This is a genomic window from Pseudomonas sp. C8002 (genome assembly GCF_013385765.1).
In the GTDB taxonomy this organism is placed as follows: Bacteria; Pseudomonadota; Gammaproteobacteria; order Pseudomonadales; family Pseudomonadaceae; genus Aquipseudomonas.
This window is the reverse complement of sequence record NZ_JACAPJ010000005.1, coordinates 573,693-598,960: the sequence shown is the minus strand read 5'-3', so window position 1 is coordinate 598,960 and position 25,268 is coordinate 573,693. Positions and strand designations below refer to the sequence as shown.

Annotated in this window: 24 protein-coding genes; 4 read left to right on the top strand and 20 right to left on the bottom strand. The window is 63.3% G+C overall.

Annotated elements, in window-relative coordinates; translation table 11 throughout:
* Positions 1-10: 10 nt before the first annotated feature.
* The 3 genes from HX814_RS09450 to HX814_RS09440 are packed head-to-tail and all read right to left on the bottom strand — an operon-like array spanning position 11 to position 2,546.
* A complete protein-coding gene (locus HX814_RS09450) occupies positions 11-913 on the bottom strand; it encodes a transporter substrate-binding domain-containing protein (protein ID WP_087693232.1) in 903 nt (300 codons plus the stop codon).
* 27 nt (positions 914-940) lie between these two features.
* Complete coding sequence (locus HX814_RS09445; RefSeq protein WP_177009105.1) at positions 941-1,294, bottom strand: RidA family protein; 354 nt, start codon at positions 1,292-1,294, stop codon at positions 941-943.
* Between the two features lie 10 nt (positions 1,295-1,304).
* On the bottom strand, positions 1,305-2,546 hold the full coding sequence (locus HX814_RS09440) for a D-amino acid dehydrogenase (protein ID WP_177009104.1): 1,242 nt from the start codon (positions 2,544-2,546) through the stop codon (positions 1,305-1,307).
* A gap of 108 nt (positions 2,547-2,654) precedes the next feature.
* On the opposite strand from HX814_RS09440, the gene HX814_RS09435 reads away from it, so the two are divergent.
* Positions 2,655-3,557, top strand: coding sequence for a LysR family transcriptional regulator (locus HX814_RS09435; RefSeq protein WP_003216829.1), 903 nt, complete (start codon positions 2,655-2,657; stop codon positions 3,555-3,557).
* Here HX814_RS09435 and HX814_RS09430 read toward each other — a convergent pair.
* The gene (locus HX814_RS09430; RefSeq protein ID WP_008434116.1) at positions 3,552-4,169 is read right to left on the bottom strand and encodes a hemolysin III family protein; all 618 of its coding nucleotides are present in this window, start codon (positions 4,167-4,169) and stop codon (positions 3,552-3,554) included. The two genes, HX814_RS09435 and HX814_RS09430, sit on opposite strands and share 6 nt — an antisense overlap.
* Positions 4,170-4,404: 235 nt before the next feature.
* Here HX814_RS09430 and HX814_RS09425 point away from each other — a divergent pair, with 235 nt between their 5' ends.
* From HX814_RS09425 to HX814_RS09415, 3 genes are read left to right on the top strand one after another with little or no spacing between them, the layout of a single operon-like run.
* Entirely contained in the window at positions 4,405-4,971 is a 567-nt protein-coding gene (locus HX814_RS09425) for a chromate transporter (protein WP_003216826.1), read from the top strand.
* Positions 4,971-5,513 carry a chromate transporter gene (locus tag HX814_RS09420; protein WP_177009103.1) on the top strand — a complete coding sequence of 181 codons (543 nt, stop codon included), beginning with the start codon at positions 4,971-4,973 and terminating at the stop codon, positions 5,511-5,513. The genes HX814_RS09425 and HX814_RS09420 overlap by 1 nt, the downstream gene beginning before the upstream one ends.
* Positions 5,514-5,550: 37 nt before the next feature.
* Positions 5,551-6,465, top strand: a complete 915-nt coding sequence (locus tag HX814_RS09415; protein ID WP_003216822.1) for a LysR substrate-binding domain-containing protein — start codon at positions 5,551-5,553, stop codon at positions 6,463-6,465.
* Positions 6,466-6,621: 156 nt separating this feature from the next.
* Here HX814_RS09415 and madM read toward each other — a convergent pair whose 3' ends face one another.
* The 16 genes from madM to HX814_RS09335 all read right to left on the bottom strand — a co-directional run bounded on the left by madM (position 6,622) and on the right by HX814_RS09335 (position 25,258).
* A complete protein-coding gene (gene madM / locus HX814_RS09410) occupies positions 6,622-7,386 on the bottom strand; it encodes a malonate transporter subunit MadM (protein ID WP_003216820.1) in 765 nt (254 codons plus the stop codon).
* Between the two features lies 1 nt (position 7,387).
* Positions 7,388-7,801, bottom strand: a complete 414-nt coding sequence (gene madL, locus HX814_RS09405; RefSeq protein WP_003216818.1) for a malonate transporter subunit MadL — start codon at positions 7,799-7,801, stop codon at positions 7,388-7,390.
* Between the two features lie 246 nt (positions 7,802-8,047).
* Positions 8,048-8,953, bottom strand: a complete 906-nt coding sequence (gene mdcH / locus HX814_RS09400; RefSeq protein ID WP_177009102.1) for a malonate decarboxylase subunit epsilon — start codon at positions 8,951-8,953, stop codon at positions 8,048-8,050.
* The gene (locus HX814_RS09395; RefSeq protein ID WP_102604129.1) at positions 8,950-9,546 is read right to left on the bottom strand and encodes a malonate decarboxylase holo-ACP synthase; all 597 of its coding nucleotides are present in this window, start codon (positions 9,544-9,546) and stop codon (positions 8,950-8,952) included. Before HX814_RS09395 ends, mdcH begins: the two co-directional genes overlap by 4 nt.
* Positions 9,540-10,316 carry a biotin-independent malonate decarboxylase subunit gamma gene (gene mdcE, locus HX814_RS09390; RefSeq protein WP_177009101.1) on the bottom strand — a complete coding sequence of 259 codons (777 nt, stop codon included), beginning with the start codon at positions 10,314-10,316 and terminating at the stop codon, positions 9,540-9,542. The genes HX814_RS09395 and mdcE overlap by 7 nt, the downstream gene beginning before the upstream one ends.
* Positions 10,313-11,155, bottom strand: a complete 843-nt coding sequence (locus HX814_RS09385; protein WP_102370090.1) for a biotin-independent malonate decarboxylase subunit beta — start codon at positions 11,153-11,155, stop codon at positions 10,313-10,315. Before HX814_RS09385 ends, mdcE begins: the two co-directional genes overlap by 4 nt.
* Positions 11,148-11,447 carry a malonate decarboxylase subunit delta gene (locus tag HX814_RS09380; protein WP_003216806.1) on the bottom strand — a complete coding sequence of 100 codons (300 nt, stop codon included), beginning with the start codon at positions 11,445-11,447 and terminating at the stop codon, positions 11,148-11,150. Before HX814_RS09380 ends, HX814_RS09385 begins: the two co-directional genes overlap by 8 nt.
* Complete coding sequence (locus HX814_RS09375; protein WP_008434131.1) at positions 11,447-12,295, bottom strand: triphosphoribosyl-dephospho-CoA synthase; 849 nt, start codon at positions 12,293-12,295, stop codon at positions 11,447-11,449. Before HX814_RS09375 ends, HX814_RS09380 begins: the two co-directional genes overlap by 1 nt.
* Positions 12,296-13,966, bottom strand: a complete 1,671-nt coding sequence (gene mdcA, locus HX814_RS09370; protein ID WP_023659312.1) for a malonate decarboxylase subunit alpha — start codon at positions 13,964-13,966, stop codon at positions 12,296-12,298.
* A gap of 327 nt (positions 13,967-14,293) precedes the next feature.
* Positions 14,294-14,722 carry a hypothetical protein gene (locus HX814_RS09365; protein WP_003216800.1) on the bottom strand — a complete coding sequence of 143 codons (429 nt, stop codon included), beginning with the start codon at positions 14,720-14,722 and terminating at the stop codon, positions 14,294-14,296.
* Complete coding sequence (locus HX814_RS09360; RefSeq protein WP_003216798.1) at positions 14,685-15,314, bottom strand: nucleotidyltransferase domain-containing protein; 630 nt, start codon at positions 15,312-15,314, stop codon at positions 14,685-14,687. The genes HX814_RS09365 and HX814_RS09360 overlap by 38 nt, the downstream gene beginning before the upstream one ends.
* 62 nt (positions 15,315-15,376) lie before the next feature.
* Positions 15,377-15,703, bottom strand: a complete 327-nt coding sequence (locus HX814_RS09355) for a DUF6124 family protein (RefSeq protein ID WP_177009100.1) — start codon at positions 15,701-15,703, stop codon at positions 15,377-15,379.
* A gap of 495 nt (positions 15,704-16,198) precedes the next feature.
* Entirely contained in the window at positions 16,199-16,654 is a 456-nt protein-coding gene (locus HX814_RS09350; protein ID WP_003213725.1) for a chemotaxis protein CheW, read from the bottom strand.
* The gene (locus HX814_RS09345; RefSeq protein ID WP_177009099.1) at positions 16,647-22,487 is read right to left on the bottom strand and encodes an Hpt domain-containing protein; all 5,841 of its coding nucleotides are present in this window, start codon (positions 22,485-22,487) and stop codon (positions 16,647-16,649) included. Before HX814_RS09345 ends, HX814_RS09350 begins: the two co-directional genes overlap by 8 nt.
* Positions 22,488-22,685: 198 nt before the next feature.
* Positions 22,686-24,737 carry a methyl-accepting chemotaxis protein gene (locus tag HX814_RS09340; RefSeq protein ID WP_008434142.1) on the bottom strand — a complete coding sequence of 684 codons (2,052 nt, stop codon included), beginning with the start codon at positions 24,735-24,737 and terminating at the stop codon, positions 22,686-22,688.
* Positions 24,734-25,258, bottom strand: coding sequence for a chemotaxis protein CheW (locus tag HX814_RS09335; protein WP_003213731.1), 525 nt, complete (start codon positions 25,256-25,258; stop codon positions 24,734-24,736). The genes HX814_RS09340 and HX814_RS09335 overlap by 4 nt, the downstream gene beginning before the upstream one ends.
* Positions 25,259-25,268: the final 10 nt, after the last annotated feature.

The following is a 25,268-nucleotide window of genomic DNA, read 5'->3' as shown; positions in this document are numbered from 1 at the left end:
TTGCACTCCGCTACTCCACCGGGTCACTCACAGGCGTCGCAATAATCGCCTTCAATTCACTGGTCATCGGGAATTCCAGGTTCAAGCCCTTGGGCGGGATCGGCTGCTCAAACCAGCGCTGGTAAATCCCGTTGATCTCCCCCGAGCTGTACAGCCCGGCCAGGGTCTCATTGACCACCGCGAGAAACTGCGGGTCGTCCTTGCGCACCATGCAGCTGTAGATTTCCCGCGACTGTTCTTCCCCGACCACCACCCACTTGTGCGGGTCCCTCGCCTTGGCGCGCTCGCCGTAGAGCAACGCGTCATCCATGTAGAACGCCGCCGCCCGGCCGGATTGCAGCATCTGGAAGGCTTCGCCGTGGTCCTTGGCGCTGATCACCGACATGTTCAGTTTGTGATCGACGTTGTAGCTCTTGAGGAACCGCTCGTTGGTGGTACCGGCGGTGGTTACCACGTTCTTGCCTTGCAGGTCGGCGAAGCTTTTGATGCCGCTATCGTTGGCGGTCAGCAACTGGCCCTTCACGTAGATAAACCCGTAGGAAAACGCTACCTGCTTCTGCCGCTCGGCGGTCACGCCGGTGGAACCGCATTCCAGGTCCACGGTGCCGTTTTGCACCAGGGCTATGCGGGTCTGGGAAGTCACCAGGTTGTACTTCACGTTGAGCTTCGGCACACCGGTTTTCTGCTGGATACGCTCGACGATCTTGTTCGCCAGCTCCACCGAATAGCCCATGGGCTTGCCGCTGTGATCCCCCACATAGGAAAACGGCACCGAGGCATCGCGGTAGCCGAGGGTGATGCTCCTGGCATTGGCGATCTTGCTCAGCGTGCCGTCCAAGGGGGCCTCGGTGGCATGGGCCTGAGCCCCCAACAACAGCCCCAGGGTGCAGCCGATCAACGTGATTTTTTGCATTGTTATTCTCCGTTGTTGGTTAAAGGTTCAGGTACGGCGCACTGCAATGACACTGATCTCGACCAGCACGTCCGGTCGCGCCAACTGCGCCTGCAACGTGGTACGCGTCGGTGCCTGCCCCGGCGATAGCCAGGCGGACCAGACTTCATTCATCGGCGCAAAACCCTCCTGGATATTGTTCAGGTAGATGGTCGCATTCAGCAGATGATCCTTGTCGCTGCCGGCCTCGGCCAGCAGCGCATCAATCCTGGCCAGCACCTGTTCGGTCTGGGTCTTCACATCGCGGCCTTCGCCCGGCACCTGGCCGGACAGGAACACCAAATTCTGAAAAACCACGGCGCCAGACAAGCGGCTGTTGCTGTTGATTCGGGTGATGGTCATCGAAATATCCTCAAGCGGCACGGGGCGCGAAGCCCTGCATATCAATGGAAGTGGTGTGCCGGCCAATCAACTCGGCCAGTACCTGGCCGCTGCCGCAAGCCAGGGTAAACCCGAGGGCGCCGTGGCCGAGGTTAAGCCACAGGTTGCTGTAGGCGCTGGCACCAATCAACGGCACGCCGGTCGGCGTGGCCGGGCGCATACCGGCCCATTCGACCGCGTGCTGGTAGTCACCGGCCAGCGGGAACGTCTCAAGTGCCTGGCGTTTAATCAGCGCCAGGCGCTTGGGTTCCAGGCGGGTGTCGAAGCCGACAATATCCACCATCGCCGCCACCCGCAGTTGCTCACCGATGCGCGCGTAGACGATCTTGCGGTCGTAATCGGTGATGCTGATGTTCGGCGCCTGATGCTGCGCGCCAATCGGCACGCTCAGGCTGTAACCCTTGAGGGGATACAGCGGCAGTGACATACCCGGCAAGGCCAGCTCGGGGCTGCGGTGCCCGGCGGCCAGCACCAGGTGCTGCACCGGCAAGACTTCACTGCCCATTTCGATAGCCTGCACGGCGCCTGCGCGGTGACGAATCGCCGTCACCTTGCGCCCCAACAGGAACGTGCAACGCCCCGACGCTTCAAGGCGCGCCGCCAGTTGTTGGCAGAACCCATGGCAGTCGCCGACCTCCTCATTGGGCGTATAGATGCCGCCGGCAAAACTGGCGCTGTCCAGGGTCGGTTCCAGCCGTGCGCAGTCCGCCGCCGAGAGCACTTGCTGTTGCAGCGGGTCGGTCACTTTATTCAAGGCGCGTTCATAGCTGTCGAGGCTGCGAAAGGTCACCAGCTTGCCGTTGCGCCGCCAGTGGAAACCGCCCAGTTGGTCTTCTTCACGCCAGCGTTGCAGGGTGCCCTGGCTCAAGGACGCCAGGCGCAGCAGGTGGGCCGCATTGCGCTGGTTCACCGAGCCACGGCAGGCGCCCAGGAACGAGGCCATCCAGCGCCACTGCGCCGGGTCCATGCGCGGGCGCAGCTTCAGCGGCGAGTCACCGCGCAGCATCCAGCCGATGGCTTGCAACGGTACGCCCTTGTCGGCCAACGGCGCGACATAGCGGTAGGACAGTTGCCCGCCGTTGGCGAAGCTGGTCTCGCTGCCCAGGGTTTCCCGGGCTTCGACCACCGTCACCTGCATGCCGGCACGCACCAGCGCGTAGGCACTCGCCAGGCCGATAACCCCGCCACCGATGATGCAAACCTGCTGAGCCATGTGCGTCCCTTAACCGTGCGATGTCAGGCTTGAAGGTTAGAGGCAGGTGACAGCGGCGGGACAATGAATAAAGATGGGTCACCCATAAACAAAGGTTATGGACTGCCCATGCGCTTGCGTCATATCGAAATCTTCCAGGCCATCCGCCAGACCGGTTCCATCAGCGCCGCCGCCCAGTTGCTGCATGTCTCGCAGCCGGCGGTGAGCAAGGTGCTGCAGCACGCCGAGTTGCAGTTGGGGTTCCCGCTGTTCCTGCGTATACGTGGCAAGTTGCAGCCGACGCCGGAAGCGTTGGCGCTGGAACGCGAAGTCGACAAGGTCACCGAAAGCCTGCAAGGCGTGCGGCGCCTGGCGCAGAACCTGCGCCGCGAGCCGGGCCAGAGCCTGCGTATCGGCGCAACACCCGCGCTGGCCTTGTCGTTGCTGCCGCCGGCCATCCGCGAATGGACCCAACGCTACCCGGACATCGCCTGCGAGCTGTCCAGCGCCCACAGCCGCGAGCTGGTACAAAACCTGTTGATGCGTGAGGTCGACGTGGCGCTGACCCTGCAACCGCCCGATCACCCGGGCCTGACCGCCCAGGCCCTGGCCCACGGCGTGCTGGTGGCGTTGGCGCCGCAGGGTTACTGGAAGGAAAACGAGCTGGGCAAACCGTTGCCGCTGATGGCCCTGGCGGGCGCGCCGTTGATTGGCCTGTCCAGCGCCGACCCGTTGTCGGCGAAGCTGGACAGCTACCTGGAAGCGGTCGACCCGCCGCCACGGGTCAGCATCGCGGTGCAGACCTATTCCCTGGCCAGGGCCATGGTCGAATCCGGCGCCGGGCTGGCGGTGATTGATCCGTTCACCGCCCTCGGCGCATCACCGGCCACTACTTGCATTCGCCCCCTTGCGCCGCCGCTGCCAATCACCTTGTACGCCCTGACCCGCGCCGACGAACCGCCGCCGCATATGCTGGCGAGCCTGTTGGAGATCTTCGGCAGCCGGGCCCAGGAGCAATTGGACCGGCTATAACACGTACCCCATGATCGCTACGAAATGCAGCAGGCTGCCGCCAATCACGAACAAATGCCAGATCCCGTGGGAGTGCCGCAAGCGGTCCTCCAGGGCAAAGAAAATAATGCCCACGGTGTACAGCACCCCGCCCGACGCCAGCCAGGCAAACCCGGTAGGCCCCAGCGCAGCAATCAGCGGCTTGACCGCCACCAGCACGATCCAGCCCATCACGGCGTAGATCACGATCGACAGGATCCGCGCCTCGGAGCGTGGCTTGATCTCCTGCAGGATGCCGATCACCGCCAGCCCCCACACAATCCCGAACAGCGTCCAGCCCCACGGCCCGCGCAACGTCACCAGGCAAAACGGCGTGTAACTGCCGGCAATCAGCAGGTAGATCGAAAAGTGATCCACCTTCTGCATGATCGCTTTCTTGCGCCCGCGCACGCTGTGGTAAACGGTGGACGCGCTGTACAACACCAGCAATGTGAAACCGTAGATCGCTACGCTGACAATCTTCCAGGGGCTGCCGTCCATACCGGCCACCACCAACATCCATACCGCACCCACAAAAGCCGCAACCGCCCCGAGCAAGTGGCTCCAGGCGTTGAATCGTTCCCCGTGATACATGTGTCACTCACCTCGAATAACGGTTATCACCTCGACCATTCTGACGTCACCCACCCAATATCAGGTAACAACCTTTCTTCATTTGCCCAAATACACATGCCGATGGATGATTCGCTTCATCCTGTGGGAGCTGGCTTGCCGGCGATAGCGGTGTATCAGCAGCAGATGCATGTCTGACCCACCGCTATCGCAGGCAAGCCAGCTCCTACATAAAAGCCCCTCATCGGTAACGCCCATGCCCGACCTCGAACCTGCCCAGCCCCACCCGAGTCTGTGGCAATTGTTTTACAACTTCGCCATGGTCGGCCTGTTCGGCTTTGGCGGCGTGATGCCCTGGGCGCGGCAGATGATGGTCGACCGCAGGCAGTGGGTCAGCGAACAAGGCTTCAACGAGTTGCTGACCACCGGCCAATTCTTTCCCGGGCCGAATATCGCCAACGTCGGCATCATCTACGGTCGGCGCCTGCACGGTTTGCCGGGTGCGGTTGTGACCGTGGTCGGCCTGTATCTGTTCCCCTCGCTGATCACCGTGCTGGCCGGCTTCGCCTATGCCAAATGGTGGAGCCATGACGTGGTGCAGCAGATCTTCGGCGCGGTGATGCCGATCGCCACCGGGCTGATGCTCGGCACCACCTTGCGCCTGCTCAAGGCCATGCCGCGGACCCTGGCCAACTACAGCGCGTTCGTCCTGACCTTCGTATTGATGGCGGTGCTGGTGCTGCCGTTGTGGATGGTCCTGCTGATCTGCATTCCCAGTTCGTTGGCCTTGAGCTTCATGGGCAAGCAGAAGGTGGCCGGCTGATGCAGAGCGTGCTGTTTCACCTGATGATCCAATGCGCGCTGTGGTCGCTGATGGCGATTGGCGGCAACACCGTGGCCCTGAGCGATATCCACCGCTACACCGTCACCGACATGAACTGGATCACCGACGCCCAGTTCGTCGCCTTCTTCGCGCTGTCCCAGGCATTGCCCGGGCCCAATGGCATGTTCCTGGTATTTATCGGCCAGCAAGCCGCCGGGTTGCCCGGCGCCCTGGTGGCCCTGACCGCCAAGCTGGTGCCCTGCTCGGTACTCACCTACCTCGGCGCCGGCTGGCTGGAAAAACACACCAAGACCCCGTGGGTGCAGCGGGTCAAAGGCAGCCTGCTGCCGATCTCCATCGGGCTGATCCTGGCCGCCAGCTACATCCTGATGAACAGCCTGGAAAACAACGCCACCAGCCTGGTACTGACCCTGGCCAGCGCTGCCGTGGTGTATTACACAAGGCTCAACGCAATCTGGCTGATCATCCTCGGCGTGGTGTTGGGCCTGTGCAGCGCATGGCTGGGAGTGAACTGGTTTTAGGGGCACAATCGACGGCATTCGAACAAGAGTCACGCCCATGCTGATCGACGAAGAGTTCACCCTCAAGAAGCTGGAAATCTTCCTGGCGTTCATGCGCACCGGCAACCTGGCGCGGGCGGCGGCTGAATTGCAGACCAGCAACGTCAGCGTGCACCGGGCGATCCACTCCCTGGAAAACGCCCTGCGCTGCCCGCTGTTCAAGCACGAAGGGCGCAACCTCACGCCGCTGGAAAGCGCCTATGTGCTGGAAGAGCGCGCGCAGAAGCTGGTGCAGGATGTGGTCGACAGCGTGCGGGTCACCCGCGAGGCCGCCGGCTTTTCCGCCGAGCGCTTCAAGCTGGGCTCGCTGTATTCGCTGACGGTGAAGACCGTGCCGCAGTTGATCATGGGGCTGAAGATTCGCCGCAGCGAGCTGAATATCGACCTGATCCTCGGCTCGAATTTCGACCTGCTGTACAAGCTGAAGAACATGGAAGTCGACGCGATCCTGATCTCCCTCGACGAACACGCCAACGATCCGGACTGCGAGCAGATCGCGCTGTTTTCCGACGACATCTTCCTCGCCACCCCAGCCGATTCACCCTTCGACCGCGAACAGGAAATCGACCTGGCGGACGTGCGCGACGCCACCTTCATCACCCTCACCCAAGGCTTCGCCACCCATCAGGATGGCAACCGCGTATTCAAGCAGGCAGGGTTCGAGCCGAAGGTGGCGATGCAGGTCAACGACATCTTCACCCTGCTGAGCATGGTCAGCTCGGGGGTGGGTTATGCGCTGCTGCCGGGGCGGATTGCGGCGGTGTATGAGAACCGGGTGAAGCTGATTCCCCTGCAACCGCGCTACCGTTTGCAGCAGCACATTGGCGTGGTGTTTCTGAAAGCAAAGGAGCGCGACCCGAACCTGCTCGCGCTGTTGGCGGAGTGCCGGATGTATGCGAACCGCCAAACCTGACAATGATCCCCTGTGGCGAGGGAGCTTGCTCCCGCTCGGCTGCGCAGCAGTCGTAAAATCAGCGCCCGCGTTGTTTCAGGAAGAATGCATTGGGACCGCTTCGCGCTCCAGCGGGAGCAAGCTCCCTCGCCACAAAAGCGGTCGACACATCTCGGGTCAGCCGACGATCCCGCGCACGATGAAGTACAGCACCGACGGCCCCAGCAAACACCCAAGTCCGGTGTGAAAGGTGGCGGTCAGTGCGCCATACGGCACCAACCGCCGGTCCGTCGCCGCCAGGCCTGCCGTCACGCCGCTCACCGTACCGGCCAGGCCGCCAAACACCATCGCCGAGCGCGGGTTATCCAGGCCCATCCAGCGTGCCGCCATGGGCGTGCCCACCATCACCAGGATCGCCTTGATCAACCCAGTCGCGATGGACAGCGCCACCACATCCGAGCTTGCACCCAACGCCGCCCCGGTCACCGGCCCGACGATGTAAGTCACCGCGCCCGCGCCGATGGTGGTCATGCTGATCGCATCGCGATAACCAAACGCCCAGGCGATACTCGCGCCCACAATAAACGGCAACACCGTGCCCAACAGCAAGGCAATTGCACCAATCAAGCCGGCCTTGCGCGCCTCGGTGGCCTGTACTTCAAACGCCGTGGCCACGATGGCAAAGTCCCGCAGCATGGCGCCGCCCATCAAGCCGATCCCGGAAAACAGCGCCACGTCCGCCAGGCCTTTCTGCCCGCCGGTCAAGGTGCCGCCCACCCAGGCCAGCACCAGCCCGATCACAATCGCGATGGCTGAGCCGTGGATGCGCCCGAAGGTCAGGCGCTTGGACAGCACCACCGAAATCCACATCACCACGCCAACAAATGCAAAGGCGGTGACCAGGCCGTTATTTGCCAGGCCTTTCTCGATGAGTTCCCACATATCAGCGACCTCCCGCGACAGGTGCAGCCGCAATCAGCGGCTCTTCATCGGGCAGCGGTTCGCCCTTGTGCGTGCGGCTGATCAAGGCAATCGTGCAACCGCACACCACTACCGAACCAATCGCCGCCAGCACCGCCACCGGGCCGCCGTGCAGCGCGGTCACCACGTTCTGTTGCGCCGCCATCGCCACCACCACCGGGATGTACATGGCACCCCAGAAGCCGACACCCATCTCGCATTCCTTGGTCATGCCGCCGTGTTTGTGCATCCACAACCGTGCGCAGATCAGCAGGATCATCGCGATCCCCACCCCGCCCACGTTGGATTTGACTCCCAGCAACACGCCGAGCATGTCGCCCAGAATCACGCCGGCCAACATGCAGATCGCCAGCAACGCCACACCGTAAATAATCATGATGGTTGTCCTCAAAGTGCTTCATCGAAATTGTTGTTTTTGTGCTTCGAAAGCCTTGGGCGGCAATGCCGATCCGATAAAGATGAATACCGTACCTGTGGCGAGGGAGCTTGCTCCCGTTGGGCTGCGTAGCGGCCCTGAAATCCTCGGAGCGCTGCGCACTCCAACGGGAGCAAGCTCCCTCGCCACAGGTCATTGGTGACCCGCTCTATCTCTTGACCGACCAGCATCAACCTTGGTGGAGCTCTATCGGTGATGATTTCCCTCCTCTCGCAGCAAGGCCTGCAAGGTGTCCAGGCGGGCGCCTTCGAAGGCGATGACGGTGCCTTGCTCGAACACCCGGCGCGCGAGGCCCGTGAGCACGGCACCGGGAGGCAGTTCGATATGCAGGCGCACACCGCGCTCGAAGGCGCTTTGCACGGTGCCGCGCCAGTCGACGATGCGGCACATGTTGAAGGCGAGGTCGTCGCGCAGGTGTTCGCTGTTGTGGATCGGCCGGGCGCGGGTGCTGCTCAGGTAGGTGATGCTCGGCGGTTTCAGTGTCACTTGGGCGAATGCTTCGGCCAGGGCCTCGGCGGGTTTTTCCAGCAGTACGCAATGAGACGGCACGCTGACGGCCAGGCGTTTGGCGACGCCGTTGCCGCGCACCAGATTGGCGACCGCCTTCATGGCCTCATCGCTGCCGGCGATGACCGTCTGGTTGTCGGCATTGATATTGGCCAGGTAAACCGGGGTTTGCGGGCTGTGGACCTGAGCAAGCAAGGCTTCGACGGTGGACAGGTCCGGGCCGATAAGGGCGGTCATGCCGTAGCCGTGGGGATACGCGTGTTGCATCAATTCGCCGCGCAGGCTGACGAGTTTCAACGCGTCGGCAAAGTCCAGGGAGCCAGCAATTACAGCGGCTGGATAGGCGCCGATGGACAGGCCGGCGACGTAATCGGGGGTGTGTTCCAGCAAACGCGCACTGACCACACCGGCAATCAACAGGCAGAGCTGCACGGCACGGGTCGAGGCCAGCGCTTCGGCAGAATCCAGGGTAAGCACATCCTCATTGAGGGCAGCACTGGCTTCGTCCAGCACCGCACGCGGCAGTTGCTGGAGCATGCCGGGACGCTGGGCGCCCTGCCCCGGGAATGCCAGGAGGCTGCTCATGCCAAGGCCTGCCACGGGTCGAGCACCAACTGCGCGCCACCGGCATTTTTCAGCAGCACGCGACGCGAACCACCGGCCCATTCACGCAACGCGACCGCGCCAAAAGGCGTTTGCAGTTGCAGGTCCACGGCGCACACCGCCGTATCCAGTATCGCCAGCAGGTCCTCTGCATCGCTGCGTTCAAGGCGCTCGGGCGTGCGCAGAATCAAATCCAGATCGCTCTTGGCATGCAACGCTTCGACGCCGCTGGCCAACTCGAAACCCGCACTGCCGGTGACGCCCCAACTCTCTCCCGCCAGCACCGGTCGCAACTGAGCGAGGGCCTGCAACGCCGGCAAATCCCTTGGCGAGATCACACCGCGCAGGTCTTCCGGCACCACGCGCCGCTGCACCGCCGCCATCGGCATCACGGCGGCGAAGCGCTGCTCGCGCAAGCGCCCGCGTACCCCCACCGCTACCTGGCCCGGCGACGCGACGGCACGCCGCACCACCACCGGATGCCCAGCGGCCAATGCTTCCAGCACCCAGGCCGGCGCATCAGCGGGCGCATGCGCCGGGGTCATGCCCCAGAGCAAGTCGTGAGCGTTCACCATTGCTCCCGCAGCAGTTGGCGCACGTGGCTGGAGGCCGCGCGGTTAGTGGCGCCCAGGCGACCGCTCAGGTCCCGACCGCCGGCCTGCACATCCTTGATCGCCTGCACCAGGCAATCGCTGACCCGCGCCACATCTTCGGTGGTGGGCTGCTCGATCTGGCTGACCGACAAGGTCTCCCAGAGCAAGCCGAGGCTGGCATAGCTGTCGATGTCATAGGCCATCGGCGGCACGCTGGCGGCCAGGGTTTCAAGCTCTTCAACACTGCGCAGGGTTACCCGCGCCGCCGAAGCCTTGCCCATGGCATGCACCATCACGCCAGGGTCGCGCAGGGCAATCAGGCGGTTGGCCTGGTAACCATGGGCGAGGAAGGCGCCGGACATCGCCTTGCCCACCAGCAGCGCGATCACCGGGTGACCGGCCAGGCGGGCACGGGCGTAGCTGTCGGCAGCGGCGGCCAATGCCTGGTGAATGCCCAAGGCCTCTTCGCGACGACCGTAGGCCTGGCTCGGCACATCCACGATGGCAATCAGCGGACGCTTGTCGCCGGTGTTGATCGCCTCATCAACGGCCTTGGCCAAGCCCCAGCCTTCCAGCAAACCGACTTCACCGTTGCGAGCGCGAGGGAAGCGGTTTTGTGGGTCGGTGACCACCGCGATAAAGCGCACTGGCTGATCACCGAGCACACCGTCGGCAACTTTCAGCGAGTTCGGCAAACCGCTCACTGGCGCTGCGTCGCCGCTCAATGCGTTGAACCACTGCAAACCTCTCATGAGCGTTCTCCCTGATACAGATCGCGAACCGTCGCCGGGTCGATTTGCGGTTCGGCGTTCAGTGCGGCCAGGCGTTCCAGATAGTGATCAACCTGACGGCTGCGCTGGTTTTCCGGCAAGCCTTGTTGCAGCAGCTCAGTGATCTGCTGCTGAATCTGCGCCACGTCGTCGGCCACATACCGGTCGGCCAAGCCACTGTTGAAACGCTGCTCACCGCCGGTCAGGCTCCAGATGAAGGGCCGGTCACGGGAGTCGTATTCTTCAAGGCCGGCTTCCTGCTCGATCACCTGCGGGCCGTTCAGGCCAAGGCGCGCCTCACGGGTCACCAGCAGATAACTGCACAAGCCTGCCGCGATGGACATGCCGCCAAAGCAACCGACGCTGCCCGCCACCACGCCGATCACCGGCTGGTACTGGCGCAGGTCGACAATCGCTGCGTGGATATCGGCGATGGCAGCCAAGCCCAGGTTGGCTTCCTGCAAGCGCACGCCGCCGGTTTCCAGCAGCAGGATGGCGCGCGTCGGGATGCCGTTGCGGTTGTCTTCAGCAGCCAACTCCAGTGCACCGGCCATCTTCGCGCCGCCGACTTCACCGAGACTGCCGCCCTGGAAATTGCCTTCGATGGCCGCGATGACCACCGGCAAGCCGGCGATGCTGCCCTTGGCGATCACCACGCCGTCATCTGCCTGCGGCACCACGCCCTGGCGGCTCAGCCACGGCGACATGACGCGCTGGAACGGGTCTATCAGTTCGCGATAGCTGCCCGCGTCGAGCAAGGCCTTGGCCCGTTGCCGGGCGCCGAGTTCGACGAAGCTGTGTTTGTTCAGCAAGTCAGTCATGACCGATCTCCTCGAAGCCTTGCTCCAGGCGCAAGCGCACCACGCCGGGTGTGGCGCCGAAGTCGTGGATATCGATGTTCAATGCGGGGGGTGTCTGTTCCTGGAAGATCCGTTCAAACAGGTGCTGCCAACGTAGCTGCGCACCATTGACCGAGGTTTGCACCTGAATCGTCAAGGTGCCGGCGGTGCCCGGTTCCAGCAGCACTTCGAGGTCACCGGAGCCGACGCAACCCACCAGCGCGCGGCCCTTGGCAGGCTGCCCGGCGGGGAATTCAAAGGATAAGGTTTCCATCACAGCGCTCCGTCGAGGCGGTCGATAAACAGGCAGGCGGCCAACAGGTCGGCGGCGCCACCGGGGGAGGCATTCAGCGCCAGCAGTTGCTGGTCCAGCTCATGCAGTTGGCGGCGGCCGGCGAGGCTTGCGCTGCCGCCGGCGTCCAGTACCGCTTGGGCGCCCTGCTGCATGGCCTGCAAGCCTTCAGGACCGGCGCGGTAGAGCACGCAGGTGTCGGCCAGGTCGGTCATGATCGCCAGCAAGGCGTCGAGGCGCGCGTTCTGTTCGCCGTGTTGCTGCAGGCGGCTTTTCTTCAGTTGGGGCAGGCCGCGTTGCAGCACCGACGGGAAGCCCAGTTGCGCCTCTTCGCGAGCACCGCGTGCGCCGTAGCGTTGTGCGACCTGGGCGCCGTGGCTCAGCGGCTGCGGTGCGTAACGGTCGTTGAGCAAGGCCAGGCGGGCGGCGCGCAACGTCACCGCGCTGGCAGTGCAGGATTCCGGTTGCAGTGCGGCGGCGGCGACTAACAGGCCGAGGGCCCAGATCGCGCCGCGATGGGTATTTACGCCGCTGGTGGTGACGAGCATCGCCTGTTCACCTTCGCGACCGATGCGCCCGAGGGCTTCACGCAGGGGCAAACCGACTTCGCCAAATTCGACAGCGGCCTCGGCCATTTCCTTGAACGCCGGCCACAGCGACAGCGCCGAGGCGTGCATCAAGCCGAGGTGCAAATCGGTATGGGCGCCGTTGCCGCGACGGTCTACCAGGGCGGGTTTCGGCGACAGGTCCGCCTCATCGATCAACGCGTCGACGGCCATGTCGGCCAGGCGTTCGGCCAGTGTCAGGTCGTGCAGTTTGAGTGCGTGCATTTACCAGCTCCTGAACTTGGCGGGCGGGTTGTACAAGCCACCGGACCACTCCACCAGATCGGCCACGCTCTTGGCGGCCAGCAGCTCGCGGGTGGCATCGGTGCGGCGGATGCCGAGGTCTTCGGGCAGCGCAATCAAGCCTTCGCGACGCATGCGTGCGGTGTCCTTGGGGTTGTGGCGCAAGCCGATGGCGGTCACCCCGGCCACGGCGGCGATCATCGCCTGGCGCTCTTCCAGGGAACGGGCCTTGTACAGGTAGGCGATGCCTTCTTCGGTGAGCAGGTGCGTGACGTCATCGCCGTAGATCATGATCGGCGCCAGGGGCATGCCGCTTTTGCGGGCGACTTCCACCGCGTCGAGGGTTTCGACAAAGGTGGGTTTGCCGCCTTCCTGGAAGGTCTCGACCATCTGCACCACGAGCTTTTTGCCGCGTTCGAGCAAGGCTTCCGGGGCGTCGTCGTGGCGCATGTCGAGCCAGGCGGGTGTGCCGTGGCGGCGACCGCGTGGGTCATGGCCCATGTTCGGCGCACCGCCAAAGCCGGCGAGGCGGCCACGGGTGACGGTGGAGGAATGCCCGTCCCCATCGACCTGTAAGGTGGCGCCGATAAACAGGTCCACCGCGTATTGGCCGGCCAGTTGGCAGAACATCCGGTTGGAACGCAGCGAGCCGTCGCGACCCGTGAAGAACACATCCGGCCGGGCGGCGATGTAGTTCTCCATGCCCAGTTCGGTGCCGAAGCAATGAACGCTTTCGACCCAGCCGCTTTCGATGGCCGGGATCAGGGTTGGGTGCGGGTTGAGGGTCCAGTTGCGACAGATCTTGCCCTTCAGGCCCAGGGATTCACCGTAGGTCGGCAGGATCAATTCGATGGCGGCGGTGTTGAAACCGATGCCATGGTTCAGCGACTGAACGTTGTGTTTTTCATAGATGCCGCGGATCGCCATCATCGCCATCAACACATGCACGGGCTTGATGTGGCGTGGGTCGCGGGTGAACAGCGGTTCGATGTAGAAGGGCTTGTCAGCGACCACTACGAAATCGACCCAGCTCGCGGGGATGTCGACGCGCGGCAGGTCGGTGACGTCATCCACCAGTTGGTTGACCTGGACGATGACGATGCCATCGCTGAAGGCGGCCGGCTCGATCAGCGCGGGTGTGTCTTCGGTGCTCGGGCCGGTGTAGATATTGCCGGCGCGGTCGGCCATGAAGCCGGCCGACAGGACCACGTTGGGGATCAGGTCCACCACCAGCCGTGCGTAGAGTTCGATGTAGGTGTGGATCGCGCCGATTTCCAACAGGCCGTCTTCCAGCAACTGGCTGATGCGCAGGGACTGGGTGCCGGCAAAGGAGAAATCCAGCTTGCGGGCGATGCCCTTTTCAAACAGGTCCAGGTGCTCGGAGCGGCCGACGCTGGGCATGATCATGTGCAGGTCGTGGAGCTTGGCTGGGTCGGCCTTGGCCAGGGAGCGCGAGAGGAAATCGGCCTGCTTCTGGTTGTTGCCCTCCAGCACCACGCGGTCGCCGGGGAGGATCAGGGCTTCCAGGGCTTCGACAATGCGCTCGCTGGGGAGCACGGCGCCATCGGCGAAGGATCGCACCAATGCGAGGCGGCGCTGCTTCTCATCGCGCCGCCGCGTCCAGCGCGAGTCGGGGGAAGTTGTTGTTGTCATGGTCGCTCCACGGGATTTGCTGTCGTGGGCTGTACCTTAGGAGGGTATTGGGGGGGCATCAATCAAGCTGGGCGGTGAACCGTTACGATTGGAGTAATGGTTCATTAGCAAACGCTGAGGCTCGGGCTCAACACAGTTCAAATGTGGGAGCGGGCTTGCTCGCGAATGCGGTGGGTCAGTTGATAAATCGGGTACTGACACACCGCATTCGCGAGCAAGCCCGCTCCCACATTTGCTCAGCGCTGTTCGGGAGAACGTGCGCAGAAGTCCCAAAATGGGAACGATCAGTCCCTTTTTGGGACTGATCTCGCTTTATCACCCAAGCCGCTATTTCTGGTTAGTCACCCACTGTTCGACCTCCTTCAATAGCGCTTGAGTATGCGCAATCAGTTGCTCCAACAACCCCTCATCCTCATCCATATACCCTTCATATTCCGCCAGGTTGCGGCGCTCGTGGCATAGCGCAAACAGTCTTACCTGAACCTTGTTGGCTGCGGTGGTATGAAGCAGGCATTGGAACACCAGATAGCGCTTGTCCGAGCGATAGCCGTGCAAGCGCAAGGCTGTGAGGGCGATTGCGTGGGCCGCGTTGTAAGCCAAATCAAAACGGCTGGCGAAAGATAATTGCGGGGTTTTGGCGTCCTTCAATCGATCACGGGCAGAGCGCATCAACCCATCACATTCCGTGCGATCCGGCGGCTCAGCCTTCAAGCCACCACTACGTTGCAGGTTCTCCAGGTTTGCCTTGCTGTCCATCCTTGGACTCCACGGGGTTTTCCCCAATCAGGTTGATCTTGTCCTGCTCCGCCACCCGCTGCACAAAACTATGACCGGCATTCCATTTGCCGATCCAGTCTTCGGGGGTATAGAGCGTCGGGTTGATGGTGCGGCCCAGTTGCTCTTCCAGCGGCATGAGCTGCTCCATGACTTCACTGTAGTTGAGGCTTTCGCCGATCAGCATCAGATCTATGTCACTGGATGAGTGCGCCTCGCCCTTGGCGATGGAACCGTAGATAAATGCCCACTTCAGTTGCGTGGCAAATGGAGCCAGTGCGTTTCGCAATGGCTCATCCAGGCTCAGGGTCTTGCGCACGATGGCCAACAGCTCCGAGTAAACGGGGCACTGCGGGTTGGCCTGGTAGTGGGTTTGGTTGCCCTGGCGCGTCACCGTCAGGATGCCTGCCAACTGCAAACGCTCCAGCTCGCGGGTCAGGCTGCCCTTGCCCACCTTTGCCCAGCGGGCGATTTCATTGGTGAAGAAGCTATGGTCGGGCTTGCCAAAGAGCAAACCCAAGACTTTCTGCTGAGTCACGGTGAATAGCGCAGTGCTAAGGGGCAGGGTTTGCATGGCAGCGACCGAAGAGTCCCAAAAAGGGAACGATAGGTCCCTTTTTGGGAACGATCAAGTTTTTAGGCTGTGCAAGAAGGAGCAACCTGCTCCAGTGCCTGATCAACCAGTAACTGCCCCAGCTCACTCATCTGCTGAATGGCCAGCACAACGCCGCGCTGGGAACCTTCCAATTCAAAGGCCAGGTTGGAAGTCAGGGCGTTGAGTGAGGCAAAGGTTTCAGAAGCGTTGGCCAGCAGGGCTTCGGTGGATTGAGAGGGGGTGACGGTAAAGAGTGAAGATGAAGCCGAAGGCGGAAAGTAATGATCCATGGCACGCTCGGCGGCGGCCTGGAGTTTGCGGTGTTCGATTTCAGCGCTGTGGGGCGGATTGGGGGTAGGTTTGAACATGATGTGCAGCTCCGATATGTATTAGGGAAGCTGACACCATCCGCTTGCACGCGAATAAGGTGGCAGCTGTGCGCAGGTGTGCAAGACCGGGCATATCGGACCCCGGCAGACCCCAAGGGATCTCCCACGCACAGCCGCCATAAGAAATACAGCAGGCATAAAAAACGCCCGTTGAATGGCTATGGGCGTTGGTGCGCCGACATGTAACCGGACTTGCACGTCCGTGTCACCGTTTTTTGCGATGACGGACGAAGACTAGGCGCGATCGCAGGGCACAACAAGTTCATGCACAGCGCGAGAGGTTGCAGGAAAAATCCGAAGTCAGTGATAAACAATGTGGCGAGGGAGCTTGCTCCCGCTGGGCTGCGCAGCAGCCCCAATAACTGCGCCGCATTCCTCCAGGTAATACACGCTGCAGGTTTTGGGGCCGCTTCGCAGCCCAGCGGGAGCAAGCTCCCTCGCCACAAGGGTCATCGTTGGGGTTGGGAAATGCGTTCAGGCCAATCCGGCTTCGACCAACAACGCCTCCAACCCCATCAAATCCGGCACCCTGGCCACATGCTCCCCCACCTGCACCGCCGCCAACTCCAGCGGGCACAACGGCACGTCCACATAACTCAACTGGCTATCGAGCTTGTACGAACGCGGAATCCCCTGGATCACCAACGCAATAAACTTCAACGTCGGCCGTCCTCCGAGGGTGTTCAACACCACAATCCGCGCCCGCTCTCCCACCACGCCCGACTCGCCACACGCGGCCTCAAAGCTGATCAACGGCAACTGCCGATCCCGCCAGGTAACCTGCCGCAAATACCACGGCGGCGCATCACTGGCCGGTTCGCCGCGCTGGAAGTCGATCAGCTCGGCCACGGCGACGTTGGGCAACAACAGGTGACGGTCGGCCAATGGCAGCAGCAAGCCGGTGAGTTGAGTTGCGCGGTGATCAAGCACGGGACTTGCTCCAGTAAGCGATGCTTTCCAGCAGCACCGACTCTTGATAAGGCTTGCCGAGGTAGTCGTTGACGCCAATCGCCATCGCACGATCACGGTGTTTTTGCCCGGTGCGGGAGGTGATCATGATGATGGGCATGCGCATCAGCCGCGGGTCGTCGCGCACCTGGATGGCCACTTCGAAGCCGTCCATGCGCGGCATTTCGATGTCGAGCAGCATCAGGTCCGGGGTGTGCTCTTCCAGCACGGCCATGGCGTCGATGCCGTCCTTGGCGGTGAGCACGTTCATGCCGTTGCGCTCCAGCAGGCGGCTGGTGACTTTGCGCACGGTGACCGAGTCGTCCACCACCAGCACCAGCAGCGGGCGCTTTTTCAGCGGGTCGTTGAGGATCAACGGAGCGTCCGCCGCCTGGGCCGGCAACGCCGGTGGCCGGGCGCGGATATGCGCCATCAGGTCGATGATCAGCACCACGCGGCCATCGCCAAGGATGGTTGCGCCAGACACGCCCTTCACCCCGGCAAACTGCGGCCCCAGGCCCTTGACCACGATCTCCCGGGTGCCGGCCATGGCGTCCACTTGCACCGCCACGCGCCGTTCGTTGCATTGCACCAGCAGCACCGGCAGCGGCTGGTACTGGCCCAGCAGGTTCGGCCGGCCGACGGTGTGCAGCAGGTCGCCGAGGTAGAACAGTTCGTAGCGTTGGCCGGCGTATTCGTAGCGCGGCGGGTCCTGCTGATAGTGCCCTTCCAGCTCATGGGGCATGACCCGCACCAGCCCTTCGATGGTGTTCAGCGGGATCGCGTATTGATCGTCGGCACACTGCACCATCATCGCCCGGTTGACCGACACGGTGAACGGCAGGCGAATGCGAAAGTGCACGCCCTCTCCCGGCGTCGAGTCGATGACCATCGAGCCGCCCAGCTGGCGCACTTCTTCATGCACCACGTCCATGCCCACGCCACGCCCGGAAATCTGGGTGATTTTTTCGGCAGTGGAAAACCCCGGTTGCAGGATGAACTGCAACACGTCGCGGTCGCTGATTTCCAGGTTGGGGTCGAGCAAACCGCGCTTGATCGCCTTGCGCCGAACCGCTTCAAGCGGCACGCCGGCGCCGTCGTCGCGCATGTCGAAAACGATGTCGCCGCCTTCGTGGGTCAGGTCCAGGGTGATCCGGCCTTTTTCAGGCTTGCCCGCCAGCAACCGCGCATCGCGGGATTCCAGGCCGTGGTCGACGGCGTTGCGCAGCATGTGTTCCAGCGGCGCGACCATGCGCTCCAGCACGTTGCGGTCCATCTCGCCTTCGGCATTGCCGACGATAAATTCCACGTCCTTGCCCAGCTCGCCCGCCACCTGCCGCACGATGCGTTTAAGCCGTGGCAGCATGCGTTCGAAGGGCACCATGCGCGTGCGCATCAGGCCTTCCTGCAACTCGGTGTTGATGCGCGCCTGTTGCTGCAGCAGGTTGTGGGCGTCCTGGTTGCGGCGGTCGAGGGTTTCCTTGAGGTCGAGCAGGTCGGAAGCCGATTCGAACAAGGCCCGGGACAGTTGTTGCAACTGGGAATGGCGGTCCATTTCCAGCGGGTCGAATTCTTCGTAGCCCAGGCGTTCGGCCTCGGCCTGCTGGCGGCTGAGGATGCGGCCCTGGGTCTCGGTGTCGAGGCGGCGCAGTTGATCGCGCATACGCTCGATGGTGGTTTCCACCTCGTTGAGGGCAACGCTCGCATCGTTGACCTGCTGCTCGATACGCCCACGGAAGATCGAAGTTTCACCCGCCAGGTTGACCAGGTCATCCAGCAAGTCGGCAGAGATCTTCACCATGTCGGCGGCCGGGTCGCTGGCCGGCACCGCCTCGGTTTTGGTTGCCGTCAACGCCACCGGTGCGTCCGTCACTTCAGCCGGACGCACCAGGCTCTTGATGCGCTCGATCAGCAGGTCCACCGAGCCCACCGGCATTCCCGCCGCCACCGCATCGATCATCTGCGCCAGGCGGTCGTGGCAGCCTTGCAGCAAGGCGAACAGCTCCGCCGAGGGCGCCAGCAAACCTGCCGACAAGCCCTCATAGAGAAACTCCAACTCATGGGCCAGGTCGCCAATCGGGCCGATCTCGACCATGCGAGCGCCGCCCTTGAGGGTGTGCAGGTCGCGCAGCAGTGTCTCGACTTCCTGGCGATTTTTCGGCTCGGCCTGCCAGCGCAACAGCGCGGCGCCGGAGCTGTCGAGGATGTCGGCGGCCTCTTCGAGAAAGATATCCAGCAGCTCGGGATCACTGCCCGGCGTCTCGACTTCGGCGGCCGCTGCGGGCGCCGCTTGTCCAGTGCCTTGGCGCAACTCACGCAAGTGGCTGATCAGGTCGGAGGAGTCGCTCAACGGTTGCTGGTGTTGCAGTTGCTCAAGCAACAGCGCCAGCCGCTCATGACTGGCCATCAACACATTGGCGAGCTCGCTGGAATAGCTATAGCGCCGGTCCACCAAACCTTCGTAAAGGTTTTCCAGCTCAAGGGCCAGGTCGCCCACCGCGCCGATTTCAGCCATGCGCGCGCCACCCTTGAGGGTGTGCAAATCCCGCTGCAACGATGACAGCGGCGCTGCGTTATCCGGGTCCAGCAGCCAGCGTTTCAAGGACTGGCCGGCGCTGTCGAGGATGTCCACCGCTTCCTCAAGGAAGATCTCGACGATTTCGTCATCCACCGCGAAGCTCTGGTCGAGCTTCGCCGTAGCGGCGCCCAGCTCGGAGATGCTCAGCGCGCGGCTGCCATCGGTCTTGATCAGGCCGGTGGCGGACGGGTCGAGGCCTTCATCCAGCAGCTCGCGCAGGGCGCGTACCCGGGCCGGCGCCGCGCTGATTTCCTGGCCGGCGGCCAGTTGGTCGAGCATGTTGATCAGGGCTTCGTGGGCCTGTTCGGCCTCGTGGAAGAAGCGCTCGCTGACCGCCAGGCTGCTTTCTTCCACTGCGCCGTAGAGGTCGAGCAAGGCTTCGCACAATTCGTCCATCGGGTGCAGGTCGGCGAGGTGCGCGCCTTCGCCGAGGGTGGTCAGTTCGTCCAGCAGCGCGCTCAGTTCCTGGCGTTCGCCGGGGTGCTGTTGCCAGCGGCGCAGCAGGCTTTCGGCGTCCAGCAGGATGTCCATGCCCTGGGCCAGGAAGTTGGCGATCAACTGCGGGTCGCGCTTGATCCGCAGGCCGGTGTTGGGCGCATTCAGCAAGGCTTCAAGCTGGCTGTTCAGCAGGTTTTGCGTGCGCTCGATCAGCCCTGCTGCACCATTGATGGCCGCGTGAGGGTCACTGTCCAGCTGGCGCACGCCGCGCTGGAACAACGCCTCGGCCTCCAGCAGCAATTCGATTTCATCCAGGTCCAGCGGCAGGCGGTGGGCCTTGTATTCGCGGGTCAGGTGATCCAGCGGGCGCGCCAGTTCGGCGATGGGCAACACACCGGCCATATAGGCGCTGCCTTTGAGGGTGTGCAGTGCGCGTTGCAGTTCATCACTGACTTGCAGCGGCAGGTGCTCGGTGGCCTGTTGCAGGAAGTGGTTGAGGCTGTCGAGGTGGCTCTGGGCTTCGTTGCGGAAGATTTCCAGCAACTGCGGGTCCAGGGCGGCCGGGTCTGTGGCCGACGGTTCGACACGGCTGGCCAGGGCGTGCGCGCGTGCCGCCAGTTCGTCTACGTCATCACGCTGGCGCTGGGCATCGTCGGCAAAATCGGTGATCAGCTCCGGCAGCAATTCCAACACGTCATCCAGCACCGCTTGCACATCCGGGCCCGGCGCGACGCTGCGTTCCAGCACGCGGTTGAGCAGGTTTTCCACGGCCCAGGCCAGCTCCGCCAACACCAGGGCGCGCACCATGCGGCCACTGCCTTTCAAGGTGTGGAAGGCGCGGCGCATTTCGCTCAGGGTGGCCTTGTCTTCCAGGCTGGCGGTGCCGGCGGGCACATAGCGATGCAGCACATCGAGGACTTCGGCGATTTCTTCGAGGAAGACTTCCCGCAGTTCATCATCGATGGCTTCTTCACCGGCGGGCGGCGGCAGCAGGCTGCCGGGACGCTGGAGTGCCGGCGGGTTGAGGCGCGAGGTGGGGCTGGCCAACGCATCGGCGAGGAACGGGGTTTGCTCCGTGGGCGTATCACCCTGCTCAAGCAGTGCCTGGCGCCAGGGTTTCTCGGCCGGCAAATAGCCCAGCGCGGCCAGGCCTTCAGCGGCGACTTCCAGCACCCGTTCGCCCGGGGCGTCGTGGTCCTGGAGCATGCGTTCCAGGTAGTACTCGAGGCTGGTGAGCACGTCGGCAAAATGCTCAAGCTGCGCCTCGGAAGGCGCGGCGTCGCCGACCATCAGTTGCTCGTTGACGTAGTCATTGCAGCCACGCATCAGGCTCGCCGCACGGGGCAGCGGAATCATCGCCAGCGCGCCGCGCACCTGGGTCAGCAACTCGGGCAGCGACTCCAGGCGCTGGCGGTCCCAATGGGCCTCAATGCAGTCGATCACCAGCTCTTTGGCCTGGGTCAGGCACTGGCAGGATTCGCGGATGACGAGGTGGTGGATCTGCGTCAGGTCGGTGGTAGGCAGGCGGCTTTCTTCGCGGCGTTCCGGCTCGACAGTGCCGACCATCCCGGCCAGCGTGGCCTCGACGTAGAGCAACGCACCGGCAACGTCCATCAATACCGCATCGTTGGGTTCGCGCTGCCCCTGGGCCAGGCCGAGTACCACCGCCAGTTGGTCGATGATCACTTTGCGCGGCTGGCCGAAGCCCAATACGGCGAGGGTATCGGCGATCTGCCGCAGCGGCGCCAGCAACGCCTCAAGGTCCGAGGCGTGCTGACGGTCGCTGCGTACGAACAGGTCCAGGCGTTCCTTGACCCGCACCAGCTCCTCGCACAACGCGCCGAGCACCGAGCCCATCGCGTCGCGGTCCGGGCCGGCCAGGCGGGCGCGTTCGGCGTCCACCACGGCGCTGTCGGGCAAAGCTTCATCGAGGCCATATCGTTCTTTCAAACTTTGCATCCGTGGAGTCGGTCGGGTGACTTTGGCGACGTAGAACAACAGGCTCTTGAGCAGCTCATCCGGGGCCGGGGTGTTGATGCCGTTGATGCCCTGGATCAGCAGGCGCTTGAGTTGCTTGTCGCAGGCCTTGAGCAAACTGCGCAACGCCGGGCTGTTGGCAACCACGCCAATGAGCATGCCTTCCACCAGCGCCGAGGTCACCTGCCACAACGGTAACAGCGGCGCACCATGGCACAGGGCTTCGAGGCGGGCGAAGACCCGCGCCATGTCTTCCAGGTTGCTGGGGCCGTGGTCTTCGCGCAGCAAACCGACCAGCGCCTGTTGCAGCATCTGCCGCCACTGGCGCAGCAGCTCGGGGAAATCCTCTGGCGTGCGCTGGGCCAGGGCGTCTTCGGGCAGCGGCGGGATCACCAGCAGTTGCGGGCTGAACAGGCTGGTTTCCGAGAGCAGGCTTTCGCCGCGCACGCTGCGCAGGTCGTTGAGCAGCGGCAGCACCACCAGGGGCAGGTCGCGTCGGGCGCTGTGTACGCGGTCGAGGTACAGCGGCAGTTGGCCAAGGCCCTGTTGCAGCAGGCGAATGCCTTCGTCGCGCTGGCTGACGCTCGCGCCTTGCAGGGCGAGGGCCAGTTGTTCCATTTCTTCAGCGAACAGGGCCGCGCCGTAGAACTCGACCATCAACAGGCTGCCATGCACCTGATGGATGCATTCCAGGCACTGGCCGATGGCCTCGCTGCTGCTTTCTTCAACATAGGCGTCCAGCGCCGAGCGGGCCTGTTTCAGGGTTTCGGCAATTTCGCCCTTGACCCATTCGAGGGCCACGTAGTCGTGCCGATCAACCATAACCGCTCCCGTCTGAATTCATGAGTTGCTGGTAGTGCTGGGTCATGCGTACACCGATCTCAAAACAAAGGAGATCAACTGTGGGAGCGGGCTTGCTCGCGAATGCGGTGGGTCAGACAAAGCGTCGGCGACTGACACACCGCATTCGCGAGCAAGCCCGCTCCCACATGGGCTCGGTGGGGTTCTTGAGGGCGCATTTCACTCATCCACCCGCTTCGCCGCCGGCAAGGTGAACCCCGACACCGACCGCCGCAACTGACTGGCCATTTTTGCCAGGTTGCCGATGCTCTCGGCAGTGGCCGTAGAGCCCGACGAAGTCTGAGTGGTGATCTGCTGGATCACGTTCATCGTCAGGGAAATCTGCCCTGCCGACGACGTCTGCTGCTGCGCCGCGTTGGAGATACTCTGGATCAGCGCCGCCAGGGTTTTCGACACGCCTTCGATCTCTTCCAGCGCAACCCCGGCGTCCTGGGCCAGCCGCGCACCGCGCACCACTTCGGTGGTGGTCTGCTCCATGGAAATCACGGCTTCGTTGGTATCCGTCTGGATCGCCCGCACCAGGGTTTCGATCTGCCGGGTCGCCGCCGAAGAACGCTCAGCCAGGCGCTGTACCTCATCGGCCACCACCGCAAAACCACGCCCGGCATCACCGGCCATGCTCGCCTGGATCGCGGCGTTGAGCGCGAGGATGTTGGTCTGCTCGGCGATGTCATCGATCAGGCTGACGATGTCGCCAATTTCCTGGGACGATTCCCCCAGGCGCTTGATGCGCTTGGCGGTGTCCTGGATCTGTTCGCGAATGTTGTCCATGCCGTGGATGGTGTTGTGCACCACCTCGTTGCCCTTGTTGGCAATCTCTACCGAACGCTCGGCCACTGCCGAAGATTCGGCGGCGTTGGCCGACACCTGGTCGATGGACTGGGCCATCTGGTTGATCGCCGTGGACGCTTCGGCAATCTGCTGTGCCTGATGCTCCGACGCTTGGGCCAGGTGCATGGCGGTGGCCTGGGTGTCCTGCACCGCACCAGCCACCTGGCCGGCAGTGAGGTTGATGGTGGCCACCAGGTCGCGCAGTTGGTCCACGGAATAGTTGATGGAGTCGGCAATGGTGCCGGTGAAGTCTTCGGTGACCGAGGCGGTGACGGTCAGGTCGCCGTCGGCCAAGTCTTCAATCTCATCCAGCAGGCGCATGATCGCGTTCTGGTTGCGCTCGTTCTTCTCGGCGGTTTCCCGCAACTGGCGGTTGGTCTCGCGGACCATCACCAGGCCGATCAGGATGATCGAGGCCAGCGCCAGCAAGCCCAGCACGTAGCCGCCGATGGTGTCGAAAGTGCGCCCGTCCGCGAGGTTTTCAAAGCCGGTGGCCAGGTGCGAGGCTTCGTCCAGCAGGGTTTGCGACAGGTTGAAGATATTGCTCGCCGAGGCGCGCACCTGGAACAGCTGCGGCGAGGTTTCGAGGATTTCGTCCACGGAGCCCGAGACGAATTCGAACAGCTCGGAAATCTCCGCCAACCGGGCGCGGGCGTCGTGGTCTTCAACCTGGGTGATGCGCAGCCCGGGATTGCCGTTGAGCATGCCGCTGAGCACCACGCCGAAACGGTTGGCATCGCGGCCGAAGGCATCGGCGGCCTGCACGGCAGTCTCGTCCCCCGCCAGCACGGTGTTCACCGCCCCCAGGATGCGTTCGGCCAGCAATGACTGGCGCTGGGCCAACGCTACCTGGCTGGCCGGTGCGCCGCGTTGCAGCAGAATATCGACAACCTTTTCCGACTCCATCTGCAACTGCGGAACGGTTTCCGCCAGGGTCGCGGCCACTTGATGCAACGACAGCACCGTTTGCTCGCTGGCCAGAATCGCATCGGCGTTTTTCAGCAGCGCTTCCCAGTCGGTCTGCACGGCGCGCATTTCTGCACGCACGGCGGTGGGTGCAGCGGGCAGGCCGGTGGCCGGGTCGCCTTTTTTCAGGTAACCCCAGCGCTGGGCAAAATCGTTGCGCGCATCCCCCAGCAGCTTGAACGCCGCCGCCTTGCCGGCGGCAGCCTCGGTGGCGTTCTTGGCGATGCGCTGGGACAGCACCCGCAGCTCACCGGCGTGGCCGATGTACTGTTTGTCGTAGGTGGACTGGGTGTTGAGGTACGCGAAGTTGGCGAACAGCAGCATGATGAACACGATCAGCGCGATAAACAGCACGATGATCTGCGAGCGGCTGCGGGAGGCTTCCTGGGGTTTGACCGGGGTGACGGTACTCATGCGGCGACATCCATGAAACCTGGAGCCTGGGCCAGGGCGAAGGGGCTGAAGACCTGCCACAGCTGGTCGCCGTCGAACTGGCCCTGGATAAACGGCGCGCCGCCTGCGGTGCTCGTCGACAACGCGTCTTGTGCGAAATGCTGCATGCCCACCACCTCGTCCACCAACAGGCCGACAAACACGTCCTGATACTCCACCACCAGCACCCGCCGTTGTTTGCGCGCCACTGACAGCTCAAGGCCAAGGAAACCGCCCAGGTCCATCACCGGCAGCAAGCGCCCGCGCAGGTTGGCCACGCCCTTGATCCACGGCTTGACCCCGGGCATCAAGGTACAGCGCGGTTCGTGCAGCACTTCCGCCACCTCGCCCATGGGCGCCACGTACCAGTGTTCGCCCAGGCGAAACCCGATCCCGCTCCAGCTGAGCAGCCGGGTTTCCTGGGACGGCAGGTCGGCAGCCAGCAAGCGGCAGCGGCGGTCGATGTCCAGCAGCAGCTCGAAGGCGGTTTGCGACTCGGTCATGGGAACGTGC

Excerpts from the sequence above, each read along its gene's own strand:
- mdcA (WP_023659312.1), bottom strand. The coding sequence starts at position 13,966 with ATGACAACAACAACTTCCCCCGACTCGCGCTGGACGCGGCGGCGCGAT.
- HX814_RS09385 (WP_102370090.1), bottom strand. The coding sequence starts at position 11,155 with ATGACTGACTTGCTGAACAAACACAGCTTCGTCGAACTCGGCGCCCGG.
- HX814_RS09340 (WP_008434142.1), bottom strand. The coding sequence starts at position 24,737 with ATGAGTACCGTCACCCCGGTCAAACCCCAGGAAGCCTCCCGCAGCCGC.
- HX814_RS09355 (WP_177009100.1), bottom strand. The coding sequence starts at position 15,703 with ATGTTCAAACCTACCCCCAATCCGCCCCACAGCGCTGAAATCGAACAC.
- HX814_RS09380 (WP_003216806.1), bottom strand. The coding sequence starts at position 11,447 with ATGGAAACCTTATCCTTTGAATTCCCCGCCGGGCAGCCTGCCAAGGGC.
- mdcH (WP_177009102.1), bottom strand. The coding sequence starts at position 8,953 with ATGAGCAGCCTCCTGGCATTCCCGGGGCAGGGCGCCCAGCGTCCCGGC.
- madM (WP_003216820.1), bottom strand. The coding sequence starts at position 7,386 with ATGTGGGAACTCATCGAGAAAGGCCTGGCAAATAACGGCCTGGTCACC.
- mdcE (WP_177009101.1), bottom strand. The coding sequence starts at position 10,316 with ATGAGAGGTTTGCAGTGGTTCAACGCATTGAGCGGCGACGCAGCGCCA.
- HX814_RS09440 (WP_177009104.1), bottom strand. The coding sequence starts at position 2,546 with ATGGCTCAGCAGGTTTGCATCATCGGTGGCGGGGTTATCGGCCTGGCG.
- HX814_RS09395 (WP_102604129.1), bottom strand. The coding sequence starts at position 9,546 with ATGGTGAACGCTCACGACTTGCTCTGGGGCATGACCCCGGCGCATGCG.
- HX814_RS09420 (WP_177009103.1), top strand. The coding sequence starts at position 4,971 with ATGCAGAGCGTGCTGTTTCACCTGATGATCCAATGCGCGCTGTGGTCG.
- HX814_RS09445 (WP_177009105.1), bottom strand. The coding sequence starts at position 1,294 with ATGACCATCACCCGAATCAACAGCAACAGCCGCTTGTCTGGCGCCGTG.
- HX814_RS09375 (WP_008434131.1), bottom strand. The coding sequence starts at position 12,295 with ATGCACGCACTCAAACTGCACGACCTGACACTGGCCGAACGCCTGGCC.
- HX814_RS09415 (WP_003216822.1), top strand. The coding sequence starts at position 5,551 with ATGCTGATCGACGAAGAGTTCACCCTCAAGAAGCTGGAAATCTTCCTG.
- madL (WP_003216818.1), bottom strand. The coding sequence starts at position 7,801 with ATGATTATTTACGGTGTGGCGTTGCTGGCGATCTGCATGTTGGCCGGC.
- HX814_RS09450 (WP_087693232.1), bottom strand. The coding sequence starts at position 913 with ATGCAAAAAATCACGTTGATCGGCTGCACCCTGGGGCTGTTGTTGGGG.
- HX814_RS09335 (WP_003213731.1), bottom strand. The coding sequence starts at position 25,258 with ATGACCGAGTCGCAAACCGCCTTCGAGCTGCTGCTGGACATCGACCGC.
- HX814_RS09425 (WP_003216826.1), top strand. The coding sequence starts at position 4,405 with ATGCCCGACCTCGAACCTGCCCAGCCCCACCCGAGTCTGTGGCAATTG.
- HX814_RS09365 (WP_003216800.1), bottom strand. The coding sequence starts at position 14,722 with ATGGACAGCAAGGCAAACCTGGAGAACCTGCAACGTAGTGGTGGCTTG.
- HX814_RS09435 (WP_003216829.1), top strand. The coding sequence starts at position 2,655 with ATGCGCTTGCGTCATATCGAAATCTTCCAGGCCATCCGCCAGACCGGT.
- HX814_RS09430 (WP_008434116.1), bottom strand. The coding sequence starts at position 4,169 with ATGTATCACGGGGAACGATTCAACGCCTGGAGCCACTTGCTCGGGGCG.
- HX814_RS09345 (WP_177009099.1), bottom strand. The coding sequence starts at position 22,487 with ATGGTTGATCGGCACGACTACGTGGCCCTCGAATGGGTCAAGGGCGAA.
- HX814_RS09360 (WP_003216798.1), bottom strand. The coding sequence starts at position 15,314 with ATGCAAACCCTGCCCCTTAGCACTGCGCTATTCACCGTGACTCAGCAG.